General features: G+C 71.8%; 17 protein-coding genes. 4 read left to right on the forward strand and 13 right to left on the reverse strand.

Annotated features, from left to right (window positions below):
- Window positions 1–36 precede the first annotated feature (36 nt).
- Entirely contained in the window at window positions 37–1467 is a 1431-nt protein-coding gene (locus ACH4U8_RS25465; protein WP_395780390.1) for a PLP-dependent aminotransferase family protein, read from the reverse strand.
- 63 nt (window positions 1468–1530) lie between these two features.
- A complete protein-coding gene (locus tag ACH4U8_RS25470) occupies window positions 1531–2370 on the reverse strand; it encodes an SAM-dependent methyltransferase (RefSeq protein WP_360313293.1) in 840 nt (279 codons plus the stop codon).
- Window positions 2371–2702: 332 nt separating this feature from the next.
- Between ACH4U8_RS25470 and aspS the strand changes: the two genes are divergently transcribed.
- Window positions 2703–4004, forward strand: coding sequence for an aspartate--tRNA(Asn) ligase (gene aspS, locus ACH4U8_RS25475; protein WP_395780392.1), 1302 nt, complete (start codon window positions 2703–2705; stop codon window positions 4002–4004).
- Window positions 4005–4081: 77 nt separating this feature from the next.
- On the opposite strand, the gene ACH4U8_RS25480 is transcribed toward aspS, so the two are convergent.
- The 4 genes from ACH4U8_RS25480 to ACH4U8_RS25495 form a co-directional block, all read right to left on the reverse strand.
- Window positions 4082–5596: an RNA polymerase sigma factor gene (locus tag ACH4U8_RS25480; RefSeq protein WP_360313289.1), complete on the reverse strand. Its 1515-nt coding sequence runs from the start codon at window positions 5594–5596 to the stop codon at window positions 4082–4084.
- Between the two features lie 970 nt (window positions 5597–6566).
- Entirely contained in the window at window positions 6567–7424 is an 858-nt protein-coding gene (locus ACH4U8_RS25485; RefSeq protein ID WP_360313287.1) for an NAD(P)H-binding protein, read from the reverse strand.
- Window positions 7425–7571: 147 nt separating this feature from the next.
- On the reverse strand, window positions 7572–8417 hold the full coding sequence (locus tag ACH4U8_RS25490) for an AraC family transcriptional regulator (protein ID WP_395780394.1): 846 nt from the start codon (window positions 8415–8417) through the stop codon (window positions 7572–7574).
- Between the two features lie 9 nt (window positions 8418–8426).
- Entirely contained in the window at window positions 8427–9962 is a 1536-nt protein-coding gene (locus tag ACH4U8_RS25495) for an acyl-CoA carboxylase subunit beta (protein ID WP_395780396.1), read from the reverse strand.
- 815 nt (window positions 9963–10777) lie between these two features.
- Here ACH4U8_RS25495 and ACH4U8_RS25500 point away from each other — a divergent pair.
- The 3 genes from ACH4U8_RS25500 (at window position 10778) to ACH4U8_RS25510 (ending at window position 13662) form a co-directional block, all read left to right on the forward strand.
- Window positions 10778–11668 (forward strand): SIS domain-containing protein, encoded by an 891-nt coding sequence (locus tag ACH4U8_RS25500; RefSeq protein ID WP_395780398.1) that lies wholly within the window; start codon window positions 10778–10780, stop codon window positions 11666–11668.
- A 40-nt stretch (window positions 11669–11708) separates the two neighbouring features.
- Entirely contained in the window at window positions 11709–12641 is a 933-nt protein-coding gene (locus ACH4U8_RS25505; RefSeq protein WP_395780400.1) for a 1-phosphofructokinase family hexose kinase, read from the forward strand.
- Window positions 12642–12807: 166 nt separating this feature from the next.
- Window positions 12808–13662, forward strand: a complete 855-nt coding sequence (locus ACH4U8_RS25510; protein ID WP_360313277.1) for a class II fructose-bisphosphate aldolase — start codon at window positions 12808–12810, stop codon at window positions 13660–13662.
- A gap of 463 nt (window positions 13663–14125) precedes the next feature.
- Here ACH4U8_RS25510 and ACH4U8_RS25515 read toward each other — a convergent pair whose 3' ends face one another.
- The 7 genes from ACH4U8_RS25515 to ACH4U8_RS25545 form a co-directional block, all read right to left on the reverse strand.
- The gene (locus ACH4U8_RS25515; RefSeq protein ID WP_395780402.1) at window positions 14126–15505 is read right to left on the reverse strand and encodes a cytochrome P450; all 1380 of its coding nucleotides are present in this window, start codon (window positions 15503–15505) and stop codon (window positions 14126–14128) included.
- On the reverse strand, window positions 15502–16122 hold the full coding sequence (locus tag ACH4U8_RS25520; RefSeq protein ID WP_360313273.1) for an ATP/GTP-binding protein: 621 nt from the start codon (window positions 16120–16122) through the stop codon (window positions 15502–15504). Before ACH4U8_RS25520 ends, ACH4U8_RS25515 begins: the two co-directional genes overlap by 4 nt.
- The gene (locus tag ACH4U8_RS25525) at window positions 16103–16402 is read right to left on the reverse strand and encodes a DUF742 domain-containing protein (protein ID WP_379988508.1); all 300 of its coding nucleotides are present in this window, start codon (window positions 16400–16402) and stop codon (window positions 16103–16105) included. The genes ACH4U8_RS25520 and ACH4U8_RS25525 overlap by 20 nt, the downstream gene beginning before the upstream one ends.
- Window positions 16403–16449: 47 nt before the next feature.
- The gene (locus tag ACH4U8_RS25530; RefSeq protein WP_360313269.1) at window positions 16450–16857 is read right to left on the reverse strand and encodes a roadblock/LC7 domain-containing protein; all 408 of its coding nucleotides are present in this window, start codon (window positions 16855–16857) and stop codon (window positions 16450–16452) included.
- Window positions 16854–18257, reverse strand: a complete 1404-nt coding sequence (locus tag ACH4U8_RS25535; protein WP_379988503.1) for a sensor histidine kinase — start codon at window positions 18255–18257, stop codon at window positions 16854–16856. The genes ACH4U8_RS25530 and ACH4U8_RS25535 overlap by 4 nt, the downstream gene beginning before the upstream one ends.
- 1003 nt (window positions 18258–19260) lie before the next feature.
- Window positions 19261–19866, reverse strand: coding sequence for a septum formation family protein (locus ACH4U8_RS25540; RefSeq protein ID WP_395780404.1), 606 nt, complete (start codon window positions 19864–19866; stop codon window positions 19261–19263).
- A 119-nt stretch (window positions 19867–19985) separates the two neighbouring features.
- Window positions 19986–20585 (reverse strand): CGNR zinc finger domain-containing protein, encoded by a 600-nt coding sequence (locus ACH4U8_RS25545; RefSeq protein WP_395780406.1) that lies wholly within the window; start codon window positions 20583–20585, stop codon window positions 19986–19988.
- Between the last annotated feature and the right edge of the window lie 99 nt (window positions 20586–20684).

Raw genomic sequence — 20684 nt, forward strand, 5'->3', positions numbered from 1 at the left:
GGCCGATCACGACCCGATCGCGGGAGCACCCCGCGTTCACCCGTCCGCGGCCGGCGGCAGCGACCGGCAGAGCGTCTGTACCGCCGCCGGGTATGCGTGGTCGGGGGGTGTCGCGTAGCCGACCACCAAGCCGTCCGGGGCCGGGCCGGTCGCGTCCGGGTGGCGGAACGCGGACAGGCCGTCGAGGGCCAGACCCCGCGACGCGGCGGCGGCGACGGCGGCGGGCTCGGTGCCGGCCGGCAGCCGCAGGACGGCGTGCAGGCCGGCGGCGATGCCGGTCGCGGTGACGTGCGGGGCGTGTGCGGCCAACTCGGCGAGCAGGTGATCGCGGCGGGCGCGGTAGTGCCGACGCATACGACGGATGTGCCGGTCGTAGTGGCCGCCCTCGACGAAGTCGGCGAGGGTGAGTTGATCGGTGACGCCGGCCCACGCCTCGCGCAGGCCCTTCACCGCCAGGACGTCCGCCACCAACGGCTCGGGCAGCACCATCCAGCCGAGCCGGATCGCGGGGGACAGGCTCTTGCTGACCGAGCCCACGTACACCACCCGGTCCGGATCCATGCCCTGGACCGCGCCCACCGGACGGCGGTCGTAGCGGAACTCGCCGTCGTAGTCGTCCTCCAACACGATCCCACCGCCGGCCCGCGCCCAATCCAGCGCCGCGACCCGCCGATCGGGCGACAGCGGCCCACCTGTGGGGAATTGGTGTGCCGGCGTCAGCACCGCCACCCGCGCACCCGGCAGGGCGGCCAACGCCTCGGTGTCGGCGCCGTGTTCGTCGATACGCAGGGGCAACGTACGGGTCGACGCGGTGGCCAGGATCGAACGGTGGAAGGCGAGCCCATACGACTCGACCGCGACCGGTCCGCGCAACGGCCCGGCGAACAGCAGCCGCAACGCGTGCGCGAAGCCCGAGCAGATCACGATCCGGTCCGGATGCGTGCGCACCCCGCGCACCCGCGCGAGATAGTCCGTCAGCGCGGCTCGCAACTCCGGGCGTCCCTGGGGATCACCGGGCCCGAACGCCTCGTTCGGCGCGGCGTTCAGCGCCCGACGCACCGACGCGACCCAGGCGCCACGCGGGAAGGACGCCGCGTCCGGCTGCCCCTGGCGCAGATCGTGCGTGGAGCCGGCGGGCCGCGCGGGCGGATCGGTCCGGGCCCGGCGGCGCGGCGCGGCGAGCGGTTCGGCCCGCCGGGCGACCCGGGTCCCGGAGCCCTGACGCGCCGTCAGCCAGCCCTCCGCGACCAACTCGGCGTACGCGTCGGCGACCGTGTTGCGCGCGATGCCCAGATCGGCCGCGAGCGAGCGGTACGGCGGCAGCGGCGTCTCGGCAGCCAGTCGCCCGGTCCGGATCGCGTCCCGGATCGCCCGGATCAACACGGCCCGCCGGCTGCCCGTACCGGACAGCTCCAGATGCAGGTCACGGCCGACCCAGGGGGCGGAATCGACCTCGATTTCCGACATGTGGACGAACGATATACCCGCTCGCCGACGTGCCCGCCGCCCCCCACCGCGCTCCGAGCGACGCTACGGCTTGCGGGCCACCGCCCCCAGGACCAGCCGCTGGCTGACCGACAGACTGCTCTCGTCCACCGGCTCCTCGGGACGCCACAGGTCGATGTAGACCAGCCCCGGCTCGGCCTGCTCCAGACCGTCCAGGTAGGCCAGGATCTCCGCACGCTCGCGGAAGCGCCCGCTCTTGTGCGAGCCCTGCATCACCTGCTCCAGCCGCTCCGACTCCGGGCCGCCGCGCAGGAAGTGGGTCAGGAACAGCCAACTCCCGGACGGCAACGCGTCGAGGTAGGTGCGCACCAGACCGGCCGGGTCCTCGTCGTCGTTGATGTGGTGGATCACCCCGAGCAACATCAGCGCGACCGGCCGATCGAAGTCGATCAGCCGCAGCAGGTCCGGGTTCTTCAGGATCGAATCGGGCTCGCGCAGGTCGGCGGTGATCACCGTGGTCCGCTCGTTCTCGGCCAGCAGCGCCCGACCGTGCGCGAGCACGATCGGGTCGTTGTCCACGTAGACCACGGTGGTCTCCGGCGCCACCGCCTGGGCGACCTGGTGGGTGTTCTGCGCCGTCGGCAGCCCCGACCCGATGTCGACGAACTGCCGGATGCCCTGCTCGACCAGGAAACGCACGCCGCGGTGCAGGATCCGGCGATGCGCACCCGCGTCGTGTTCGAGGGCGGGGGCCACCTCGATCAACTTGTGGGCCACCTCGCGGTCGGCGGCGTAGTTGTCCTTGCCGCCGATCAGGTAGTCGTAGATGCGGGCGACGCTCGGCACGTTGACGTCGATGCCGGCCGGCGGTCGCTCGTCGGCGGCCTCGATCGACCACACACGGTCTCCAGCGTTCTCGGACATGTTCTCGACACCTCTCGGGGCCGCCGGTCGGGGTGGTGCGGCACACCGCCGATGGTAAACCGCAGGTAACGCGCATCGTCGCCAATTGCCGTCCCATCGACGGGAGTTCGTGATCAAGCACCCGGACAAGTCGGGTGATGTACGGCCCTGCCGGTTATGCGCAGGAGCCGGATCGCCGGCCGCACGTCCACACGGATCCATGCCCGCCGCCGCCGAATAACCCCAGGACATCGCCCACCCGGCCGGCTACGCTGACGAACCCCGCGGGTGGCCGTCTACCACCCGACGTACCCGGCGCGACCAACGCGCCCGCAACCAAGGGAGTTGCCGCCATGTCGCGCACCCTCGTGAGGGACCTGTCCGAGCATCTCGACGAGACGGTCACCGTGCACGGTTGGATCGACACGCTCCGGCTGCAACGCCGCATGCAGTTCGTCGTACTCCGCGACCACACCGGCCGAGTCCAGCTCGTGCACCCCCGCGCCGACGACCCGATCGAGGCCGCGTTCGAACAGGTCACCGTCGAGTCGGCGGTACGGATCACCGGCAAGGTGGTGGCCAACACCGCGGTCCGCCTCGGCGGCCTGGAACTGCGGCCCGAACGCGTCGAGATCCTCTCGCTCGCCGAACCCGGACTGCCGATCGACGCCCACACCGGCCCCGACCGCCGCCTCGACTGGCGCTTCCTCGACCTCCGCCGTCCCGAACGGCGACTGGTCCTGGACGTACAGACCACGGTCGAACAGGCGATGCGCGCGGTCACCGCGGCGGAGGGCTTCACCGAGCTGCACACGCCCAAGCTGATGGGCACCGCGTCCGAATCCGGCGCCGAGGTGTTCACCGTCGACTACTTCGGCCGGCCCGCCTACCTGGCCCAATCACCGCAGTTCCACAAGCAGATGGCCATCGCGGCGGGCATCGACAAGGTCTTCGAGATCGGCCCGGTCTTTCGTGCCGAACCCTCGTACACGTCCCGCCACGCCACCGAGTTCACCGGCGTCGACGCCGAACTGGCCTGGATCGACGGCGTCGAGGACGTGATGGCCTTCGAGGAGCGTCTGCTGCGGGCGGTACTGGCCGACGTCCGCGCCGTGCACGGTGCCACGATCGCGGAACTCCTGGGCGTCGAGGTCACCGTCCCCGAGCGGCCGTTCCCGCGGATCACCATGGCCGACGCACTGACCCGACTGCGCGCCGGGGGCTGGGACCCGGCGGGCCTGCGGGTCGACCTGGACCCCGAGGGCGAACGGGCGCTGTCCGCCCTGATCGCGGCGGAGACCGGACACGAGTTCGTCTTCGTGACCCACTTCCCGGCCGGGATCCGGCCGTTCTACCACCTGCGCCCGGACGACGACCCCACGGTCACGGAGAGCTTCGACCTGCTCTGGAAGGGCGTCGAGATCACCACGGGCGCCCAACGCGAGCACCGTCACGACCGACTGCTCGCGCAATTGCGGGAAAAGGGCCTCGACCCGGCGCCGCTCGCGTCCTACCTGGACTGCTTCCGCTACGGCACGCCGCCGCACGGGGGCCTGGGACTGGGGCTGGGCCGACTGCTGATGTTGCTCCTGGACCTGCCCTCGATCCGGGACGCGATGTTCCTGTTCCGCGGTCCGCACCGACTGACGCCCTGACGGCGCGGCTTGGGGTGTGGCGCCGGGTACGGACGGAGGCCGCCGCGATGGCGGTCCGTCCGTACCCGGGGTCCTGCCTAGTCCAGGTAGTCGCGCAGCACCTGGGAGCGGGACGGGTGGCGCAGCTTCGACATGGTCTTCGACTCGATCTGGCGGATGCGCTCCCGGGTGACCCCGTAGACCTTGCCGATCTCGTCGAGCGTCTTGGGCTGACCGTCGGTGAGCCCGAAACGCATCGAGATCACGCCGGCCTCGCGCTCCGCCAGGGTGTCCAGGACCGAGTGGAGCTGCTCCTGGAGCAGGGTGAAGCTGACCGCGTCGGCCGGGCGGATCGCCTCGGTGTCCTCGATCAGGTCACCGAACTCGCTGTCGCCCTCCTCGCCGAGGGGGGTGTGCAGGGAGATCGGCTCGCGGCCGTACTTCTGCACCTCGACGACCTTTTCCGGGGTCATGTCGAGTTCCTTGGCCAGCTCCTCCGGGGTGGGCTCGCGGCCCAGGTCCTGGAGCATCTGGCGCTGCACGCGGGCCAGCTTGTTGATCACCTCGACCATGTGGACCGGGATGCGGATGGTCCGCGCCTGGTCGGCCATGGCCCGGGTGATCGCCTGCCGGATCCACCAGGTCGCATAGGTGGAGAACTTGAAGCCCTTCGTGTAGTCGAACTTCTCGACCGCACGAATGAGACCCACGTTGCCCTCCTGGATCAGGTCCAGGAAGAGCATGCCGCGGCCGGTGTAGCGCTTGGCCAGCGAGACCACCAGGCGCAGGTTGGCCTCCAGCAGGTGGTTCTTGGCCCGCTTGCCGTCCTCGGCGACGAGTTCGAGCTCGTGCCGGAACTGCGGCGTGAGGCCGGGCTCGGAGTCCAGCTTCTCCAACGCGAACAGGCCGGCCTCGATGCGCTTGGCGATCGACACCTCCTGCTCGGCGTTGAGCAGCGAGACCTTGCCGATCAGCCGCAGGTAGTCCTTGACCGGGTCCGCGGTGGCACCCGGAGTGGTGACCTGCTGCTGCGGGGCGTCGTCCTCGTCCGTGGTGAGGACGAAGCCGCTGGGACCGACCTCGGGGGCCGCGGCCTCGGCGGGCTCGTCGAAAAGGTCTTCTTCGACCAGTGCCTCGTCGCCGTCCTTGGGGGCGGGCGACTCGACGGCGGTCGTCTCGGTGGCGGTGGTCTTCTTGGCCGCCGTCTTCTTCTTGGCTGCAGCCTTCTTCGGCTTCGGAGCAGATTCCACGACGGACTCTCCCGATTCCGTTGCCGCGGGCGTGACTTGCGCGGGCAAGGTCTCTGTGTTCTTGACACGGGTTGAGCGCGTGGATAGCGTCTTCTTGACAGATCGCCGAGTTGTGGCTACGTCTCTCCGCGGGGTCTCTTTGACCGGGTTGACGGTCAACGTCACACCGGCTTCATCGAGGACCTCGTTGAGGCTACGGAGGATGCTCTTCCACTGCGTTGCAGGGATGGCATCGGTTTCGAAGGCTCGGCGTATGTCCTCGCCGGTAATCGATCCTTCGGCACGGCCACGCTCGATGAGCGCCACCAGAGATTCCGATTCGGCGATTCTGTTGGGAAGCGTGCTGGACGAGCTCGGGGTCACAAATAACCTCTCGGTTCACGCGGGCATGCTGCGGCGCCGCAACTACACCGAATCGATGACGGATCCGCGGGACCGGATCCGTCGGCGCTGCCGGCGCCACTCAAGGCATCGCTCCGATCGGCACAAGTGTTACGCCCCCGCGAGCGTGACCTGGGTCACGTCGGTCCGCAGCGGCTTCGTGCGGTGGGTTCCCCAGTGTGCGGGACGGCCCGGTGATCTGCACGGTCGTGCCGGTGGGCCCGGGGTTTCGGGCCCGGCACGGCCGTCGTGGCCGGGGATCGACGATATCCGAACGCCGGTGGTGGAGGGTCGGATTTTTCCTGGAGCATGCGGATCGGGGTCGGGCACCGGCGTCGGTCGTACGGTCCTGAACCTGTCTTGAGAATGCCCGTCCTCCGCCGCGTTACGCGCGGGACGGGCCACCGCGGTGTGGCTCCGTGCCTCGGCGGCCCGCTCGGGGCGGCTCGGCGCGGGCTCCGGGGCGGGGGTCGCGGGGTGCGGCGGGCGGCCGGCCGGAAAGTGGTGGGGGGATTCTTCCGGGCCGGCGCGCCGGTAATGGCCGGCGGTGGGACGGTCGGGAAATCGCCGAGGATGGATTGCGACTTTATCGGCCGTCCGGGTGACGGCGGTCACCGATGTTCGCCGGCGGCGGGTCGATATCGCGCCGCGGGGTGAATCGGGACGATCATTGTCCGGGTATTTCGTCAATCGAAAACGACGCCGGCGATCGATCGCCCGGAGATCGATTCGGGAAAGCGATCCGGATTCGGCGGCGCGGGATTGACCGGGTGTCGAAGAAGATGTGTCGTCGGTGTCGTGTGCTGATGTCGTGCGGGTGAACGTCGGTGGATATGCGCGCGGTGAATCCACCCGGAATTCGATCATCGGCGGGTTTACCGACCGGGCGGGAACCCGTGAGGGCGGCCGACGACGTGGTCGTCGGCCGCCCGCGTGGTGGTGGGTGGACGGGTCAGGGGGTCCAGGCACCGGTGGGGGCCGCGGCCCGGACGAACTCGGTGAAGTCGCGGCCCGCCCGGCCCAGGGCGCGGGGGATGCCGTCGGAGATCCTGGCCTCCAGGCCGTGCAGGATGCCGTTCAGGGCCGAGGTCCACAGGCCCGCGTCGAACTCGGGCACGCCCCGCTCGACCAGCGCGGCGGTGTACGCGGCGGGCTCGACCGGGATGTAGCGGGCCCGGTGTCCGGTCGCCGCGGCGATCTCGGCGAGGGCCTCGTCGAAGGTCACCGCGCGAGGGCCGGAGAGTTCGTAGGTCTCGCCCGCGTGGCCGGGGTCGAGCAGGGCCGTCGCCGCGACCGCGGCGATGTCCTCGGTGTCCACGAAGGACACCGGGGCGCTCCCGGTCGGCAGGTACAGCTCGCCGGCGCGGATCTCGTCCCGGAACAGGCCCTCGCTGAAGTTCTGCGCGAACCAACCGGGACGCAGGATCGTCCACTGGGCGCCGCTGTCGCGCACGGCCGCCTCCAGCTCCAGGCGGGCGTGATTGGCCGGGTCGTCGTCGGCGAAGTGGCCGGGGGTGTCGGTGCCGCGGGCGGAGAGCAGGACGATCCGCTCGACCCCGGTCGCGACGGCCTGCCGGACGAAGGCCGGACCGGTCGACATACCGTCCAGCGGGACCAGGTAGAGCGCGGACACGCCGGCCAGCGCGGGGGCCCAGGTGCTGTCGTCGTACCAGTCGAAGTGTTGTTCGGCGGAGCGGGAGGCCACCCGCACGGCGGCGCCTCGGGCGCGGAGCGCGTCCACCACCCGGCTGCCGGTCTTGCCGGTGCCGCCGATGACGAGGATCGGGTGTTGCTGCGTCGCTTCTGTCATGTGTCCAGCCTGGACGCGGCCGGGCGGGGTGACCATGGGCGAGAAGCCGGGGCACATGTCCGTGCGTCCGGGCCGCGCGGAGCCGTCGGGGTGTTGTGGGCGCCGCGTCGGGTGCTTCGGCGGAGGATTGCCGCCGGACGGGCCTGGCTAGGCCGCGCGGGTGTTGCGGTAGGCGGTCGGGCTCAGGCCGCGGACGCGTTTGAACGCGGTGCTGAACGCGAACGGGTCGGCGTAGCCGACGCGGCGGGCCACCGCGGCGACCGTGGCGTCCGGCTCGGTGAGCAGGTCGGCGGCCAGCGACATGCGCCACTCGGTCAGGTAGGTGAGGGGTGGTTGGCCGACTCGGGTGGTGAACCTCTCGGCGAGGGAGGTGCGCGAGACGCCCGCCTCGGCGGCCAGGGCGGCGATCGTCCAGGGCCGGGCCGGCGCGTCGTGGACCGCGCGCAGGGCGGTGCCCACGACCGGGTCGGCCAGGGCCAGGTACCACGCGGGCGGCTGTGCCTCGGGGCGGTCGAACCAGGCGCGGAGGGTGCAGACCAGCATCCAGTCGAGCAGTCGGTCCAGGACGAACTGTTGGCCCGGCTTGTCGGCGGCGATCTCGGCCGAGACGAAGTTCAGCACCTCGTCGCAGCCCTCGTCGTCCGGGACGAGCAGCGCCCGGGGGAGGGCGGCGGGTAGCCGGCGGCCGATGTCGGCGTGTGCGCGGTAGGCGCCGGAGAGCAGTTCGGTGGTGGGGCCGGCGGCCCCGTCCGGGTGGGCGTCGGTGACGAAGGTGACCGGGGTGCAGCCGCGGATCAGGGCGGCGTCGCCGGGGCCCAGGGGCAGTGCCGGGCCGCCTTCGGGCAGGAGCCGGCCGCTGCCGCGGACCACGGAGTACAGGGTCAGCGGGGCGCCGCTGGTGACCTCGGCGGACGCGCCCGGCGGCAGGACCCGTCGGTCGAACAGCGCGCCGTCCGCCCGGATCCCGCGCAGCAGATCACCCAAACCGTCCATGGGGTGAGCCTAAGGCAGGTACTCGGGCCGCCGAATCGGCTCGACCGGGCCGGTGAGCCGGGCGCGGGCGCGGGTCAGGCCCGCGAGCAGGGCGTCGCGTACCTCGGTCGGTGCGATCACGTCGTCGTAGGAGAGCGCGTTCGCCGAGCGCCACGGGCCGCTCGCCTCGTTCGCGGTGAGCCGCTCGGTGGTGTCCGCGTCGTGCTTGGCGGCGGCGGCGCCGGCGGCGGCCGGGATGCCGCCGAGGGTGACGCCCGGGAGCGCGTACGAGACGGTCTGCGCGTCGAACGGGTTCATCGCCATCACCGAGCTGCCGAATCCGAACGCCTTGCGCAGCGTCACGTGCAGCTTCGGGACGCGTAGCCGGTGCTGGGCGGCGAACAGGCGGGCCGCCGCGCGCAGGACGCCCGATTGCTCGGCGGCGGTGCCGGCCAGGACGCCGGGGTTGTCGGCGAGGAAGACCACCGGGAGGTGGAACGCGCCCGCGAGGTGGACGAATCGGGCGGCCTTGTCGGCGGCGTCGGCGTCGATGGTGCCGGCCCGGACCGCCGGTTGGTTCGCCAGTACCGCCACCGCGTGGCCGCCGAGGCGGGCGAGCGCGGTGACGATGGAGGCGCCGTGCGCGGGTTGCAGCTCCAGGACCGTGCCCGCGTCGAAGACCTCGGTCAGGACGGGCTTGATGTCGTACGGGCGGCGGGCGTCCGGGGGGATCAGGTCCAGGAGGGCCTCGGTGCCGCGCGGGCCGACATCGGTGTTGCCCGACTCCGGTCCCGCGTACGGCGGATGTTGCCAGGCGTGGGACGGGAAGTAGGAGAGGTATCGGCGGGCCAGTCGAAGCGCGGCCGCATCGTCGGGCACGGCGTTGTGTGCGACGCCGCTGACCACGCAGTGCACCCGGCTGCCGCCGAGGGTGTGCTTGTCGACTCGTTCGCCGGTGGCGGCGGCGACCAGCGGGGGGCCGGCGGTGAACAGGGCGCCGGTGCCCTCGACCATGATCACGAAGTCGGACAGCGGGGCGGTCAGCGCGCCGTGTCCGGCGGACGGGCCGTGCACGATCGCGACGGTGGGTACCAGGCCGGCGAGATCGACCAGGGCCTGGAGGTCGTTGGGGGTCGCGGTGTGCCCGGCGAGCGCGTTGCCCGCGCGGTGGCCGGCGCCTTCGAGCAGGGTCACCAGCGGCGCGCGTTCCTGGCCGGCCAGGCGGACCAGCCGGGCCCGCTTGGCGGCGGCGCCCGGGCCGATCGAGCCGCCCTGGACGGTGAAGTCCTCGGCGCCGACGAACACCGGGCGGCCGTCGATCAGGCCGGAACCGGCGACGAACGCGTCGGAGGGGATTTCCGCGCCGCCGGTGAGCGTGCCGAGTTCGGCGAACGAGTCCTCGTCCAGGAGCGCGGCGACCCTGGCCCGGGCGGGCAGCCGCCCCGGTACCGCAGCCGTGTATCGGGCGACCTTCGCCGGCCCACCCATGGCCCGGGACCCGGCCCGCCGCCGCGCCAGATCGGCAACCAACGGCCCCCAGGCGGCCCGGTTGTCGGCCTCTCCCATGTGTACGGATCCCCCGTCGATCAAGCAGCAGACCCCGGCGCGAATCCACGCCCGACGCCCTGCTCCGCGAGCCGCGCCAATGTAACGCCGCAGCCTCACGAACGACAGCCCCACACCCCATCCACCCGCAGCGCGGCCGATACGGGAACCACCCGGGTCCCGGCACCACCCGCCCTTGGGCCGATCAACCCACATGGCGGGCCGAGCGTCGGTTCGGGACGGCCCGGTGGTGGTCGTTCCTGCGTGGCACGCCGGTGCGGTCGCGTCCGTGTTGCCTGCTTGTGGGGGCGGCTCGGGTCGCTTGTTCGGGTGTGGCGTTTGTGTTGTCTCCTGGCGCGGGTTGCCTTCGTGTGGTTCGCCTGTGTGGTTGCGTGCGTGTTGCGTGCTGGTGCGGTTGTCTTCGGGTTGCCTGCCGGTGGGGTCGGTTCCGGGTCACCGCCGGTGTTGTCGCCTCGGCGCTGCGCAACCCCGCTCACCGCGTGGCCCTCGTCGCCAAGCCGTCGACTTGCTCCGATCGCCTCATGCCGGCAACCAGCTCTGCCCCGCGCGGCTCCGCTCGCTCCGTGTTGCCACCTTGCCAACCCTCGTCGCCGCGATGCTGTGCCTCCTGCGGCTGCGGTGCCGAGCTGCGGTGCCGCGCTGCGGCGCTGCGGCGCTGCGGCACTGGTGGGATGGGGGAGATTTGGGATTAATAGGGCTTATTGGGCGGTGATGGAGCGCGCGAGATTGCTCATTCGTGCTTGAAACTGCTATCAAATGAATAGTTTCAAGCATGGGAGTGCAGCAGTGCGCACTGCCAAGGACCCGGGAGCGCCATGACGACCGTGAGCCATACCTCTGCCGAGATCGCCACCCAGCCCGAGTTGTGGGCGCGGGCCGCCGCGTTGGCCGGGGACTGTGTGGGATTGCCCAAGTCCGGTGAGCGGGTGGCCATCGTCGGGTGTGGGACGTCGTGGTTCATCGGTCAGGCGTATGCGGTGCTGCGTGAGCGTGCCGGGCTCGGGGTCACCGACGCCTTTGCGGCGTCGGAGTTCCCCGGCGTGCGGGACTACGACCGGGTGATCGCGTTGACCCGTTCGGGCACCACCACCGAGGTGTTGCGGCTGCTGGCGGACATTCGCGGCGCCGTCGCGACGACCGCGATCACCGGCACGCCGGGCACGCCGATCATGACCTCGGCGGACGAGATCGTGATGCTCGACTTCGCGGACGAACAGTCCGTCGTGCAGACCCGGTTCGCCACCACCGCGCTCGCGCTGCTGCGGGCGCACGTCGGGGAGGACCCGGCGGCGGCGGTACGGGACGCGGAGACGGCTGTTGCCTGGGTGCCCGACGCCGCGCTCGTGGCGGCGGAGCAGTTCACCTTCCTGGGCTCGGGCTGGTCGACCGGTCTCGCGGCGGAGGCCGCGCTGAAGATGCGCGAGGCCGCCGGCGCCTGGACCGAGAGCTACCCGGCGATGGAGTACCGGCACGGGCCGATCAGCATCGCCGCGCCGAACCGGATCACCTGGGTGTTCGGGCCGGTGCCGGAGGGCCTCGCCGAACAGGTCGCGGCCACCGGCGGCACGTTCGTGGCCGGTGCGCTCGACCCGATGGCGGAATTGGTCCGAGTACAGAAGCTCGCGGTCGCGGTCGCGGAGAGCCGGGGGCTGAACCCGGACGAGCCGAGGCACCTGACCCGGTCCGTGGTGTTGGACGCGTCGTGACGAACGGCGGCGGCGGGGCCCGGGACCGGCGGGAGACCTCGTGATCCTCACGGTGACGCCGAATCCGGCCTGGGATGTCACCTACCACCTGGACCGGATGATCCGGGACGGCGCGAATCGGCCGGTGTCGGTCGGCGGGCGCGCCGGAGGCAAGGGCATCAACGTCGCACGCGTGTTGCGTTCGCTGGGGGTCGCCGTCGCGGCGGTGGCCCCGCTGGGCGGCGTGACGGGCGAACGAATACGGGCCGATCTCGCGGCGGCGGACATCGCGTTGACGGCGGTGCCGGTGGTGGGCGAGACGCGCAGCACCACCACGATCGTGGAGACCGGCTCGGGCGGCGCGACCTCGCTCAACGAACTCGGCGCCGCGCGGACCGCGCGGGAGTGGGCACGGGTGGTTGCCGCCACGGCCGAACTCTTGCCTGGGGCAACGGTGTTGGTGCTTTCCGGGAGTCTGCCGCCGGGGGTTGCGGCGGGCGGCTATGCGGAGTTGGTGACGCTTGCGCGCGCCGCGCGGGTGCCGGTGCTGCTGGACGCGTCGGGGCCGGCGTTGGTGGCCGGGGTCGCGGCCGGGCCGGACGTGGTCAAGCCGAACGCCGACGAGTTGCTCGCGGCGACGGGCGAGAGCGATCCGCTGCGGGCGGTGGCGCGGCTGTTGCGCGAGGCGCGGGCCGACACGGCGGTGGTTGCCTCCTTCGGTTCGGAGGGCATGGTCGCCGGGACCGGTGCGGGATGGTGGCGGGCCGCGCCGCCGACCTCGGTGCACGGCAACGCCACGGGCGCGGGGGACGCGGCGGTGGCGGCGTTGGCGCGCGGGTTGGCCGAGGGCAGCCCTTGGCCGGACCGGTTGCGGGACGCGGTGGCCCTGTCGGCGGCGGCGGTGGCCGCGCCGATGGCGGGGGACGTGGACGGCGAGCTGTACCGGACCTGGCGGCCGAGGGTGCGGGTCGATGTGGTGGAGCCGCCGCGATGAGGTACGGCCGAGGGTTCGGCGGGGCGCGGGCCGGTGTCCGCGCGGGTCCGGGCGCGGGTGGGCTCGGGGTTGCCGGGCGCGGGACGGCCGGGCGCGGGACGGCTGGGCTTGGGATGGCTGGGCTCGGGGTTGATGGTGGTCGGGATCGTTCACGAGGAGAGATGACATGCCGTTGACCTCGACGGGGATATTGACCGACGCGGCGCGCGCGGACGGGGTGGGGGTGGCCGCGTTCAACGTGATCACCTTGGAGCACGCCGAGGGGGTGCTGATCGCGGCGGAGGCGGCGGGGCTGCCGGTCGTGGTGGCGATCAGCGAGAACGCGGTGAAGTTCCGACGCGGGCGACTCGGTCCGTTCGCGGCCGCGTGTCGCGTGTTGGCGGAGGAGGCTGCGGTACCGGTCGCGCTGCACCTGGACCACGTCGAATCGGTGGACCTGTTGCACGCCGTCGAGGGGACCGGGATCAGCTCGGTCATGTTCGACGCGTCGCGGCTGAGCTACGCGGACAACGTGGCGGCCACCTCGGACGCGGTGGCCTGGGCACACGAGCGCGGGATCACGCTGGAGGCCGAACTCGGCGAAGTCGGCGGCAAGCCGGGGCATCCGGCGCTCGACGCGCACGCGCCGGGGGCCCGGACGGATCCGGACGAGGCCGCCGCGTATGTGCGGGCGACCGGCGTCGACGCGTTGGCCGTCGCGGTCGGCAGCAGCCACGCGATGCTGGATCGGACCGCCACGCTCGACCACGAACTGATCGCGCGGTTGCGGGCGGCGGTGGACGTACCGCTGGTGCTGCACGGGTCCTCGGGGGTGCCGGACGACGAGCTGCGGAGTGCGGTGGCCGCGGGGATGACGAAGATCAACGTGGGCACGGCGCTCAACATCGCCTACACCGGGACGTTGCGGTCGCGGTTGGTGGCCGAGCCGGGGAAGGCGGATCCGCGGCCGGCGCTTTCCGCTTCGCGCGGGGCGGTGGCGGATGCGGTCGGGGCGTTGTTGCGGGTGATCACCGGGCACTGAGCGCGCGGGGTCCTCAAACGCCGGACGGGCTGAGGGGGTTCGTTTCTCGGGTTGCGGTCTGGTGGGGCCGAGCTTTGGTTGTCCTCAAGCGCCGGACGGGCTGAAGGGGGTTCGCCCCCCGGGTTGCGGTCTGGTGGGGCGGGACCTTGGTTGTCCTCAAGCGCCGGACGGGCTGATAGGGGGTTCGCCCCTCGGGTTGCGGTCTGGTGGGGCCGAGCTTTGGTTGTCCTCAAGCGCCGGACGGGCTGAAAGGGGTTCGCCCCCCGGGTTGCGGTCTGGTGGGGCGGGACCTTGGTTGTCCTCAAGCGCCGGACGGGCTGATAGGGGGTTCGCCCCCCGGGTTGCGGTCTGGTGGGGCGGGGCCTTGGTTGTCCTCAAGCGCCGGATGGGCTGGAGGGGTTCGTTCCCCGGGCTGTGGTGTGGTGGGGAGGGTGTGGGGGGTTGGCCGCGCACCCTCCCTGGGTCAGCCGAAGAGCCAGGTGGTGAGGCGGGTCCACCATGTGGTGGGTAGGGGGGCCGGCGGGGGTAGCGGTGGGGTGGTGGGGCGGGGTGGGCGTGGGGGGCGGGTCCATTCGGCGGGTGGTACCAGGGGAACCGGGGTGAACTCGACCGGTAGCGAGGTGAGATAGCGGGCCCAGGTGGCCGCGTGCCAGGCCGGGGGGCGGTCGGGGTGGGCCAGCCGGATATCGGGCAGTCGGCTGTTGAGCGTGTCGATCGCGGTGTCCGTGATGGCTCGACCGATGTCCTGTCCCGGACACAGGTGCGCGCCGCCGCTGAACGCCAGGTGGGCCCGGTTGTTGTGGACCGGCACGGTGAGGTCGGTACGGATCTGCGGGTCGACGTTGCCGGCCATCACGCCGAGTACGAGCAGGTCGCCGGCCTTGATCCGACGCCCGCCCAACTCGGTGTCCACCAGCGCCCAGCGACCCGGGATGACCCACAACGGCGGTTCGTCCCAAAGGACTTGCTCGACCGCGTCGGGCAGGCTCAACCGCGCGCCGGCCAACGAGGCGGCGAACCGGTCGTCGGTCAGGACCACCCGCATCGTGTTCGCCATCAGCGAGATGGTCAGCTCGTTCGCCGCGACCATCACCAGCCGCAGGTGGTGCAGGACTTCGTCGTCGGACAGCTTGTTCGGGTGTTCGAGCAGCCAGGACGGGAAGTCGGCGGCCGGCTCGACGCGCTTGCGGTCGGCCAGGTCGCGCAGCGTCTGGAGGATGAACTCGTTGCACTCCAGGGCGCGTTCGCTCTGCATCATCAGCTCGGCGCTGGCCTCGACCAGGCGCGGGCCCATCGCGTCGGGCAGACCGTAGAGCTGCGCGATGACCAGCATCGGCAACTGCTGCGCGTACTGGGCGACCAGGTCCGCGTGACCGTCGGCCGCGATCCGGTCGATCAGGTCGTGGGCGAGTCGCTGGACGTGCTTGCGGATGCCGCGTCGGTCGAACCGGTCCAGACTCTCGGTGACCACGGTGCGCAGCCGCTGGTGCTCGGCGCCGTCGGTGGACACGCAGTCCGGGCGATACTCCATGATCGGCAGGATGGTGGCGTCCGGCGGGATGCGACCCTCGCGCCAGTCGCGCCAGTTGCGCGCGTCCCGGGAGAATCGGCTCGGCGTGCGCATGACCTCCAGGTTTTCCCGGTAGCCCAGGACCAGCCAGCCCGGGAAGTCGCCGTCGACCAGGATCGGTGCGACCGCTCCGTATTCGGCGCGCAACCTCTCGTACGCGGCGCCCGGGTCGGCGATGGTCTCCGGGCCGTACAACCTGGTGATGCCCTCGGTGGCCGTCGTGCCCGCGTGCGCGGGGCAGCCGGGCGGCGGAACGGGGGGAGGAGCGGTCATTGCATCTCCCGGTTCGTGGTGAGCGTGTAGAGGTATTGCATGAGGGCCAGCAGGACGTCCCGGCTCGAACCCCGACTGCGGGCGTCGCAGTCGACCATCGGTACGGACTCGTCCAGGTCGAGCGCGCCGCGTAGTTCGTCCATCGAGTAGACCGGCGACTCGGGGAACGTGTTGACCGCGACCACGAACGGCACGCCGCGGTCCTCCAGTCGGCCCAGCACGTCGAAGCACACCTCCAGGCGCCGGGTGTCGACCAGGACCACGGCACCGAGCGCGCCGTCGAACAGGCCGTTCCACAGGAACCAGAAGCGTTCCTGTCCGGGGGTGCCGAACAGGTAGAGCACCAGGCGCTCGTCGAGGCTGATCCGACCGAAGTCCATCGCCACGGTCGTGGTGGTCTTGTGCTCGATGCCCGCGAGGTCGTCGATGCCGACGCCCGCCTGGGTCATCGTCTCCTCGGTGGTGAGCGGTCGGATCTCGCTGACCGCACCGACCAGGGTGGTCTTGCCGACGCCGAAGCCGCCGACGATCACCACCTTGACCGCGGCGGCGGCCGTCGCGGGCAGCATGTCCTCGGGGCGCGGTCCGGCGAGGGTCTCAGAGCCTTTGTAGTCCATGCATCACCGCCTTGAGCAGATCGATGTCGGGCAACGACGCGGTCGGGATCGGGGCCCGCGCCTCGAGCTGATCCGTGTCGACCATGTCCAGGAGCACCAGGGTCAGCACGCTGGTCGGTAACCGCATGTGGGCGGAGATCTCCGCCATCGACAACGGCTGTTCGCACATCCGCAGGATCGCGGCGAGCTCGGGAGCCATCCCGCGCTCGGGTTCGTGCTTGGCGACGAACAGCGTGACGAGGTCCAACCGGTGCCGGTCCTCGGGGTTTTCCCCGACCATGTACAGCCGTTCGGGGTATGGATCGCGCCGGGAGCGCTGCGGCACGATCACGGAAAGGCCCCGTCGCGGCGCGGCGGACTGGTGAGGTGTTCGCCGATCCGGATCACCAGGTCGCGCATCCGATGGCCGAGCAGACCGGTGTCCACCTGACCGTCGGCCAGCACCGCGAGATACGCGCCGGCGCCGGCGGCCATCATGTAGAAGTAGCCGCCGTTGACTTCGATCACGACCAGGCGCATCCGGCCGTCCCCCTTGGGGAATTCGGACGCGATCGCCGCGGCGAGGCTCTGCAGGCCGGCGCACGCGGCGGCGAGCCGGTCGGCGGTGTCCGCCGCGGTGTTGTGCTGGGCCATCCGCAGGCCGTCCGCGGAGAGCAGCACGATGTAGCGCGTGAACGGCACGCTCTTCGCCAGATCGGCGAGCATCCAGTCCATGTTCGGTCGGTAGCCCGTCATCGATATCCCCCGTCGTCCCACGTATCGTCCCTGCTCTCGGATCGCCGTTCACCGGACGGAAGTTCGCCGTTGATGCCACTGAGGAAGGCGTCCAGGCCGAGTCCCGGCGGGGTGTCGTCGACGCTCGGCGTGGTGGGCTTGGGGCCGGTCGCGCGGTGCTCGCCGCGCGGTGCCGCGGCGCGGGGAACGGTGCCCAGGTTGCGTCGACGGCGTTGCGGCAGCCCGTTCGCGCCGAACTCGGTGACGACCGGCGTGTCGGTCATCATGTCGTGCAGGGAAGGGAGTTCGTCCAGGTGTTGGAGGTGCTCGGGCATCGGGTACATCGGCGGTACGTTCGCGGTGATCTGGTTCTGCGGGATGACCACGACCGCGCGTACGCCGGAGTAGGCCGACGGGCGCAGCATCACCTTGAAGTTGTTGGCCTTCGCGAGGCGGCCGACCACGGTCAGGCCCAGTCGCGGCGTCTCGCCGAGATCGCCCAGGTTGAGCGCGGCGCCGTCCAGGGACAGGATGCGCTCGGCCCGGCGGCGGGCCTCCTCGCTCAGGCCGACGCCGGCGTCCTCGATCTCGACCGCGATGCCGGTCTGCACCTCGGTGGTGCTCAGGTGCACGGTGGTCGAGGGCGGCGAGTATCGGGTGGCGTTGTCGAGCAGTTCGGCGATCGCGTGGATCAGCGGTTCGACGTGCTGCGAGATCACCGCGACCTCGACGACCGAGTGCAGCTTGACCCGGCGGTAGTCCAGGATGCGCGACATGGCGCCGCGCAACACGCTGTACATGCCGATGTCGGTTTCCCACTGGCGACCCGGGCGGGCGCCACCGAGCACGGCGATGCTGTCGGCCATCCGACCGATCAGCGCGTTGCCGTGGTCCAGGTGCAGGAGGTCGCGGAAGACGACCGGGTCGTCGCCGTGCCGGTCCTCCATGTCCCGCATGTCCTGGGCCTGTTGGTGAATGGTGGCCTGGACGCGGCGGGCGATGTTGACGAACGCGCGCTGGGCGGAATCGCGCAGGTCCTCCTCGGCGCTGACCGTGTCGATCACCGAGCGGATCACATTGCGGTGTGCGACCGCGAATTCGGTCGGGTCTTCCGGTTGCGGGGCGACCTTGCGCATCACCTCCGGTACCGGCTCGCCGGCCTGGAGGCGGCCGATCGCCTCGGGCAACATCTCCTCCGCCAGCCGGACCGTCTCCTGTTCCTGTGCGGCGAGTCGGCGGCGCAGCCCGACCTGTTGCTGCTGGAGTCGTACGTGCAGTTGCGCGATCGTGCGCCCGCGGCGGCCCGCCTCGGCGGCGCACACGGCGACGGCGACGGTCGCGATTCCACCGCACAAGGCCACCGCGGGGCGAGCCTGGGAGGAGACCGCGGCCACGGCCGCGACCGCGCACGCGGCGGTCACGAGGAAGGGGAGAACCCACGCGAGGGCCGGCCGTCGGCCTCCGGGGGACGATCCAGCGAGAACCATCGGCATCCTCGAAAAAGTCGGAACGAATCGTGCGGGTGTCCTGCGGACCACGCGGCGGGCCGATTGCGGCCGCCGGCGGGGGTGTTCGGGTGCTCCCGTGTAGGCGGGGCAGGGCCTCGTCGGGCAGGGGAAGCACCGTCGCGGGCGCCAGGCTACGCGGACGGGTGGGGCGGATCGGGCGTGTGGAGCACATGCCGCTCGAACGGGTGAATCAGCGAGGATTGGGACATCACTCGAACAGAACGCGATATTGGCGCGGTCCGGTGCGGGCGCGGTTTCGCGGGCGGCGGGGCGGGGCGCGGACGAGCAGGGCTTACCCGTACGGGCCGGATGGGGCCGAGCCGGGACTGCGGGGACTTGGTGCGGCGGCGCGGGATGTTCGCCGGATCGGAGGGCGACCGGGCCCACTGCCGCCGACCGGGCACGCACCCGGCCGCGATGTCGGCTCCGTGTGAGACAGGCGAGTGCGGGCGTGTACGCGAGGTGGGCCGGGAACGGCCGTGTGTGTGGTGCACGTCCGCTGCGTCGCAGGGTGTGCGGCCGCGGGTCGCGAGGGCGCCGCTCGGGGTGGGTCCCTCGGCACGCGCCGAGCCGGCTCGTCCGCCGGGGCGAGTGTCGCGGTGGCCGATCGCCGTCCCGCGGGCCTGCCGGCACCGCGCGATGGGCGGGTTCGGCGGTGCCAACTCCGGCTTACGCCATGCGGGTTCGGCGGTGGCAACTCCCGCTTTCGTCAAGCGGGTTCGGATAGGGGCCGGTTGTCGGGCCGCGTCGGGCCGCGTCCGAAAGGAGACGCCCCGGTCGGTGCGGGTGTGCCGGATGTCCCGGCGGTGGCGGCGATGGCCGCCGTGCCGACGGCGACGCCGGGGTTTTCGGGCGGCGGGCCGCCGCACCGCCTCGCAGCCGCTGCGGTGCCGCTGTGCTCGCCGCCCGCCCGCGGCTACTTCAGTGGGGCGGTGAGCCGACCGTGGTCCGTGCGCTTGAGGAGGCAGGTCAGGTCGCGGTCGTTCTCGTTGAGCCAGCTTCCCGCGGTGGGGCGCATGGTGAGCTTGGAGAGTTCGATGTCGCTGTTGCGCTGGGCGGCACCGGTGACCAGTTCGGTGCACTTCTTGGCGATGTCCTCCTGGAAGGTCATGCTCGTCGGCGACATGTTCGACGGCAGCGTGTACTCGCCGACCACCTCCGCGTCGTGCGGTGTGGTGCAGGCGACGATGTCGATGTTCTCGCCCTGCTCGTTGATGCAGTCGCCCTTGTGCAGCTTGACCATCTTGACCCGGCCGCTGGTCTTGGTCGCGGTCCCGGACGGGGTGGCGCCGCCGCCGCCGGTGGCGGGCTTGCCGGTCGACGGATCGGTCTTCGCCGGCAGGGTCGGTGCCGGCGGCATGGTGATCATCGGGGGTTTGGTCCCGGTCGAGCTGCCCTTGTCGTCCTTCTTCTTGTCGTCGTCCTTGCCGAGGCAACCGGTGAGCAGCGTCGAGGCGATCAGAACGGCGACTGCGGCGGCGGCCGAGCGGGCGGACACGCCGGAGAACCGGGAAACGCGCATGGGAAATCGAAGCCTCTCGCTGGGAATCGCCCAGAGTCTTGCGGAGGCGTTCGTTCCGGTCTTCAGGGGCTTCCCTTATCTCCGGCGTCCGCCGGTCAACCCCGACGACCGGGGCGGGCTCACGCCTGGGGAGCGTTCTTGGTGCGCTGGTAGTGCCGGGCCACCCGGGCGCGGTTGCCGCAGCCGGCGGAGCACCATTCGCGGCGCGGGTTGTTCTTGACGAAGTGCAGCACGCACCCCGGGCCGTGACAGGGCCGCAGCTCGGCCCGGTCGGGACCGGTGACCAGGTCGATCGTGGCGTCCGCCAGCTCGGCCAGCACCGCGGCGATCGGCGCCGCCTCGGTGCGGGTGTCCGCCGTCGGCCAGGTCAGCTCGCGCCAGTGCGGCGCCGCGCGGGTGTACGCGTTGAGCCGGGTCGGCACGTCGGCGGCCGGCGCGGTGTCCGTCATCGCGGCCCGCAGCAGCGCGGCGACGCACTCGCGCAGGTCGAGTACCGCCGCCAGGTCCGCCGCGTCCACCGCGAGCAGCGCGGCCTCCGAGGGCGGGCCGGCCAGGCGCGGCGCGATGTCGCGCAGCCAGGCGGCCAGGTGTTCCGGTTCGGCCAGGCCCTCGTGCGGCACGCCCCGCACCGCGTAGCGGGTGTTGGCCAGCTCCACCGGCAGCGGCTCGCCGAGCAGGGGTGCGCCGCCGGTGCCGAGGTCCGCGATTCGTGTGCTCACCAAACTAATGCTACCGGGTCGCCTCATCCATGTGGATGGAGACGGTTCGGCGGCCCGGGTTCGGGCCCGGGCCTCGGTTCGCCGGCCGGGGTCGCCTCT

Source organism: Embleya sp. NPDC020886 (assembly GCF_044333915.1).
GTDB lineage: Bacteria > Actinomycetota > Actinomycetes > Streptomycetales > Streptomycetaceae > Embleya.

What these genes read in the sequence shown, in the direction of transcription:
- ACH4U8_RS25540 (WP_395780404.1), bottom strand. Translation starts at nt 19,866, where the DNA reads ATGCGCGTTTCCCGGTTCTCCGGCGTGTCCGCCCGCTCGGCCGCCGCC.
- ACH4U8_RS25525 (WP_379988508.1), bottom strand. Translation starts at nt 16,402, where the DNA reads ATGGTCGGGGAAAACCCCGAGGACCGGCACCGGTTGGACCTCGTCACG.
- ACH4U8_RS25470 (WP_360313293.1), bottom strand. Translation starts at nt 2,370, where the DNA reads ATGTCCGAGAACGCTGGAGACCGTGTGTGGTCGATCGAGGCCGCCGAC.
- ACH4U8_RS25500 (WP_395780398.1), top strand. Translation starts at nt 10,778, where the DNA reads ATGACGACCGTGAGCCATACCTCTGCCGAGATCGCCACCCAGCCCGAG.
- ACH4U8_RS25490 (WP_395780394.1), bottom strand. Translation starts at nt 8,417, where the DNA reads ATGGACGGTTTGGGTGATCTGCTGCGCGGGATCCGGGCGGACGGCGCG.
- ACH4U8_RS25485 (WP_360313287.1), bottom strand. Translation starts at nt 7,424, where the DNA reads ATGACAGAAGCGACGCAGCAACACCCGATCCTCGTCATCGGCGGCACC.
- ACH4U8_RS25495 (WP_395780396.1), bottom strand. Translation starts at nt 9,962, where the DNA reads ATGGGAGAGGCCGACAACCGGGCCGCCTGGGGGCCGTTGGTTGCCGAT.
- ACH4U8_RS25520 (WP_360313273.1), bottom strand. Translation starts at nt 16,122, where the DNA reads ATGGACTACAAAGGCTCTGAGACCCTCGCCGGACCGCGCCCCGAGGAC.
- ACH4U8_RS25515 (WP_395780402.1), bottom strand. Translation starts at nt 15,505, where the DNA reads ATGACCGCTCCTCCCCCCGTTCCGCCGCCCGGCTGCCCCGCGCACGCG.
- aspS (WP_395780392.1), top strand. Translation starts at nt 2,703, where the DNA reads ATGTCGCGCACCCTCGTGAGGGACCTGTCCGAGCATCTCGACGAGACG.
- ACH4U8_RS25465 (WP_395780390.1), bottom strand. Translation starts at nt 1,467, where the DNA reads ATGTCGGAAATCGAGGTCGATTCCGCCCCCTGGGTCGGCCGTGACCTG.
- ACH4U8_RS25510 (WP_360313277.1), top strand. Translation starts at nt 12,808, where the DNA reads ATGCCGTTGACCTCGACGGGGATATTGACCGACGCGGCGCGCGCGGAC.
- ACH4U8_RS25530 (WP_360313269.1), bottom strand. Translation starts at nt 16,857, where the DNA reads ATGACGGGCTACCGACCGAACATGGACTGGATGCTCGCCGATCTGGCG.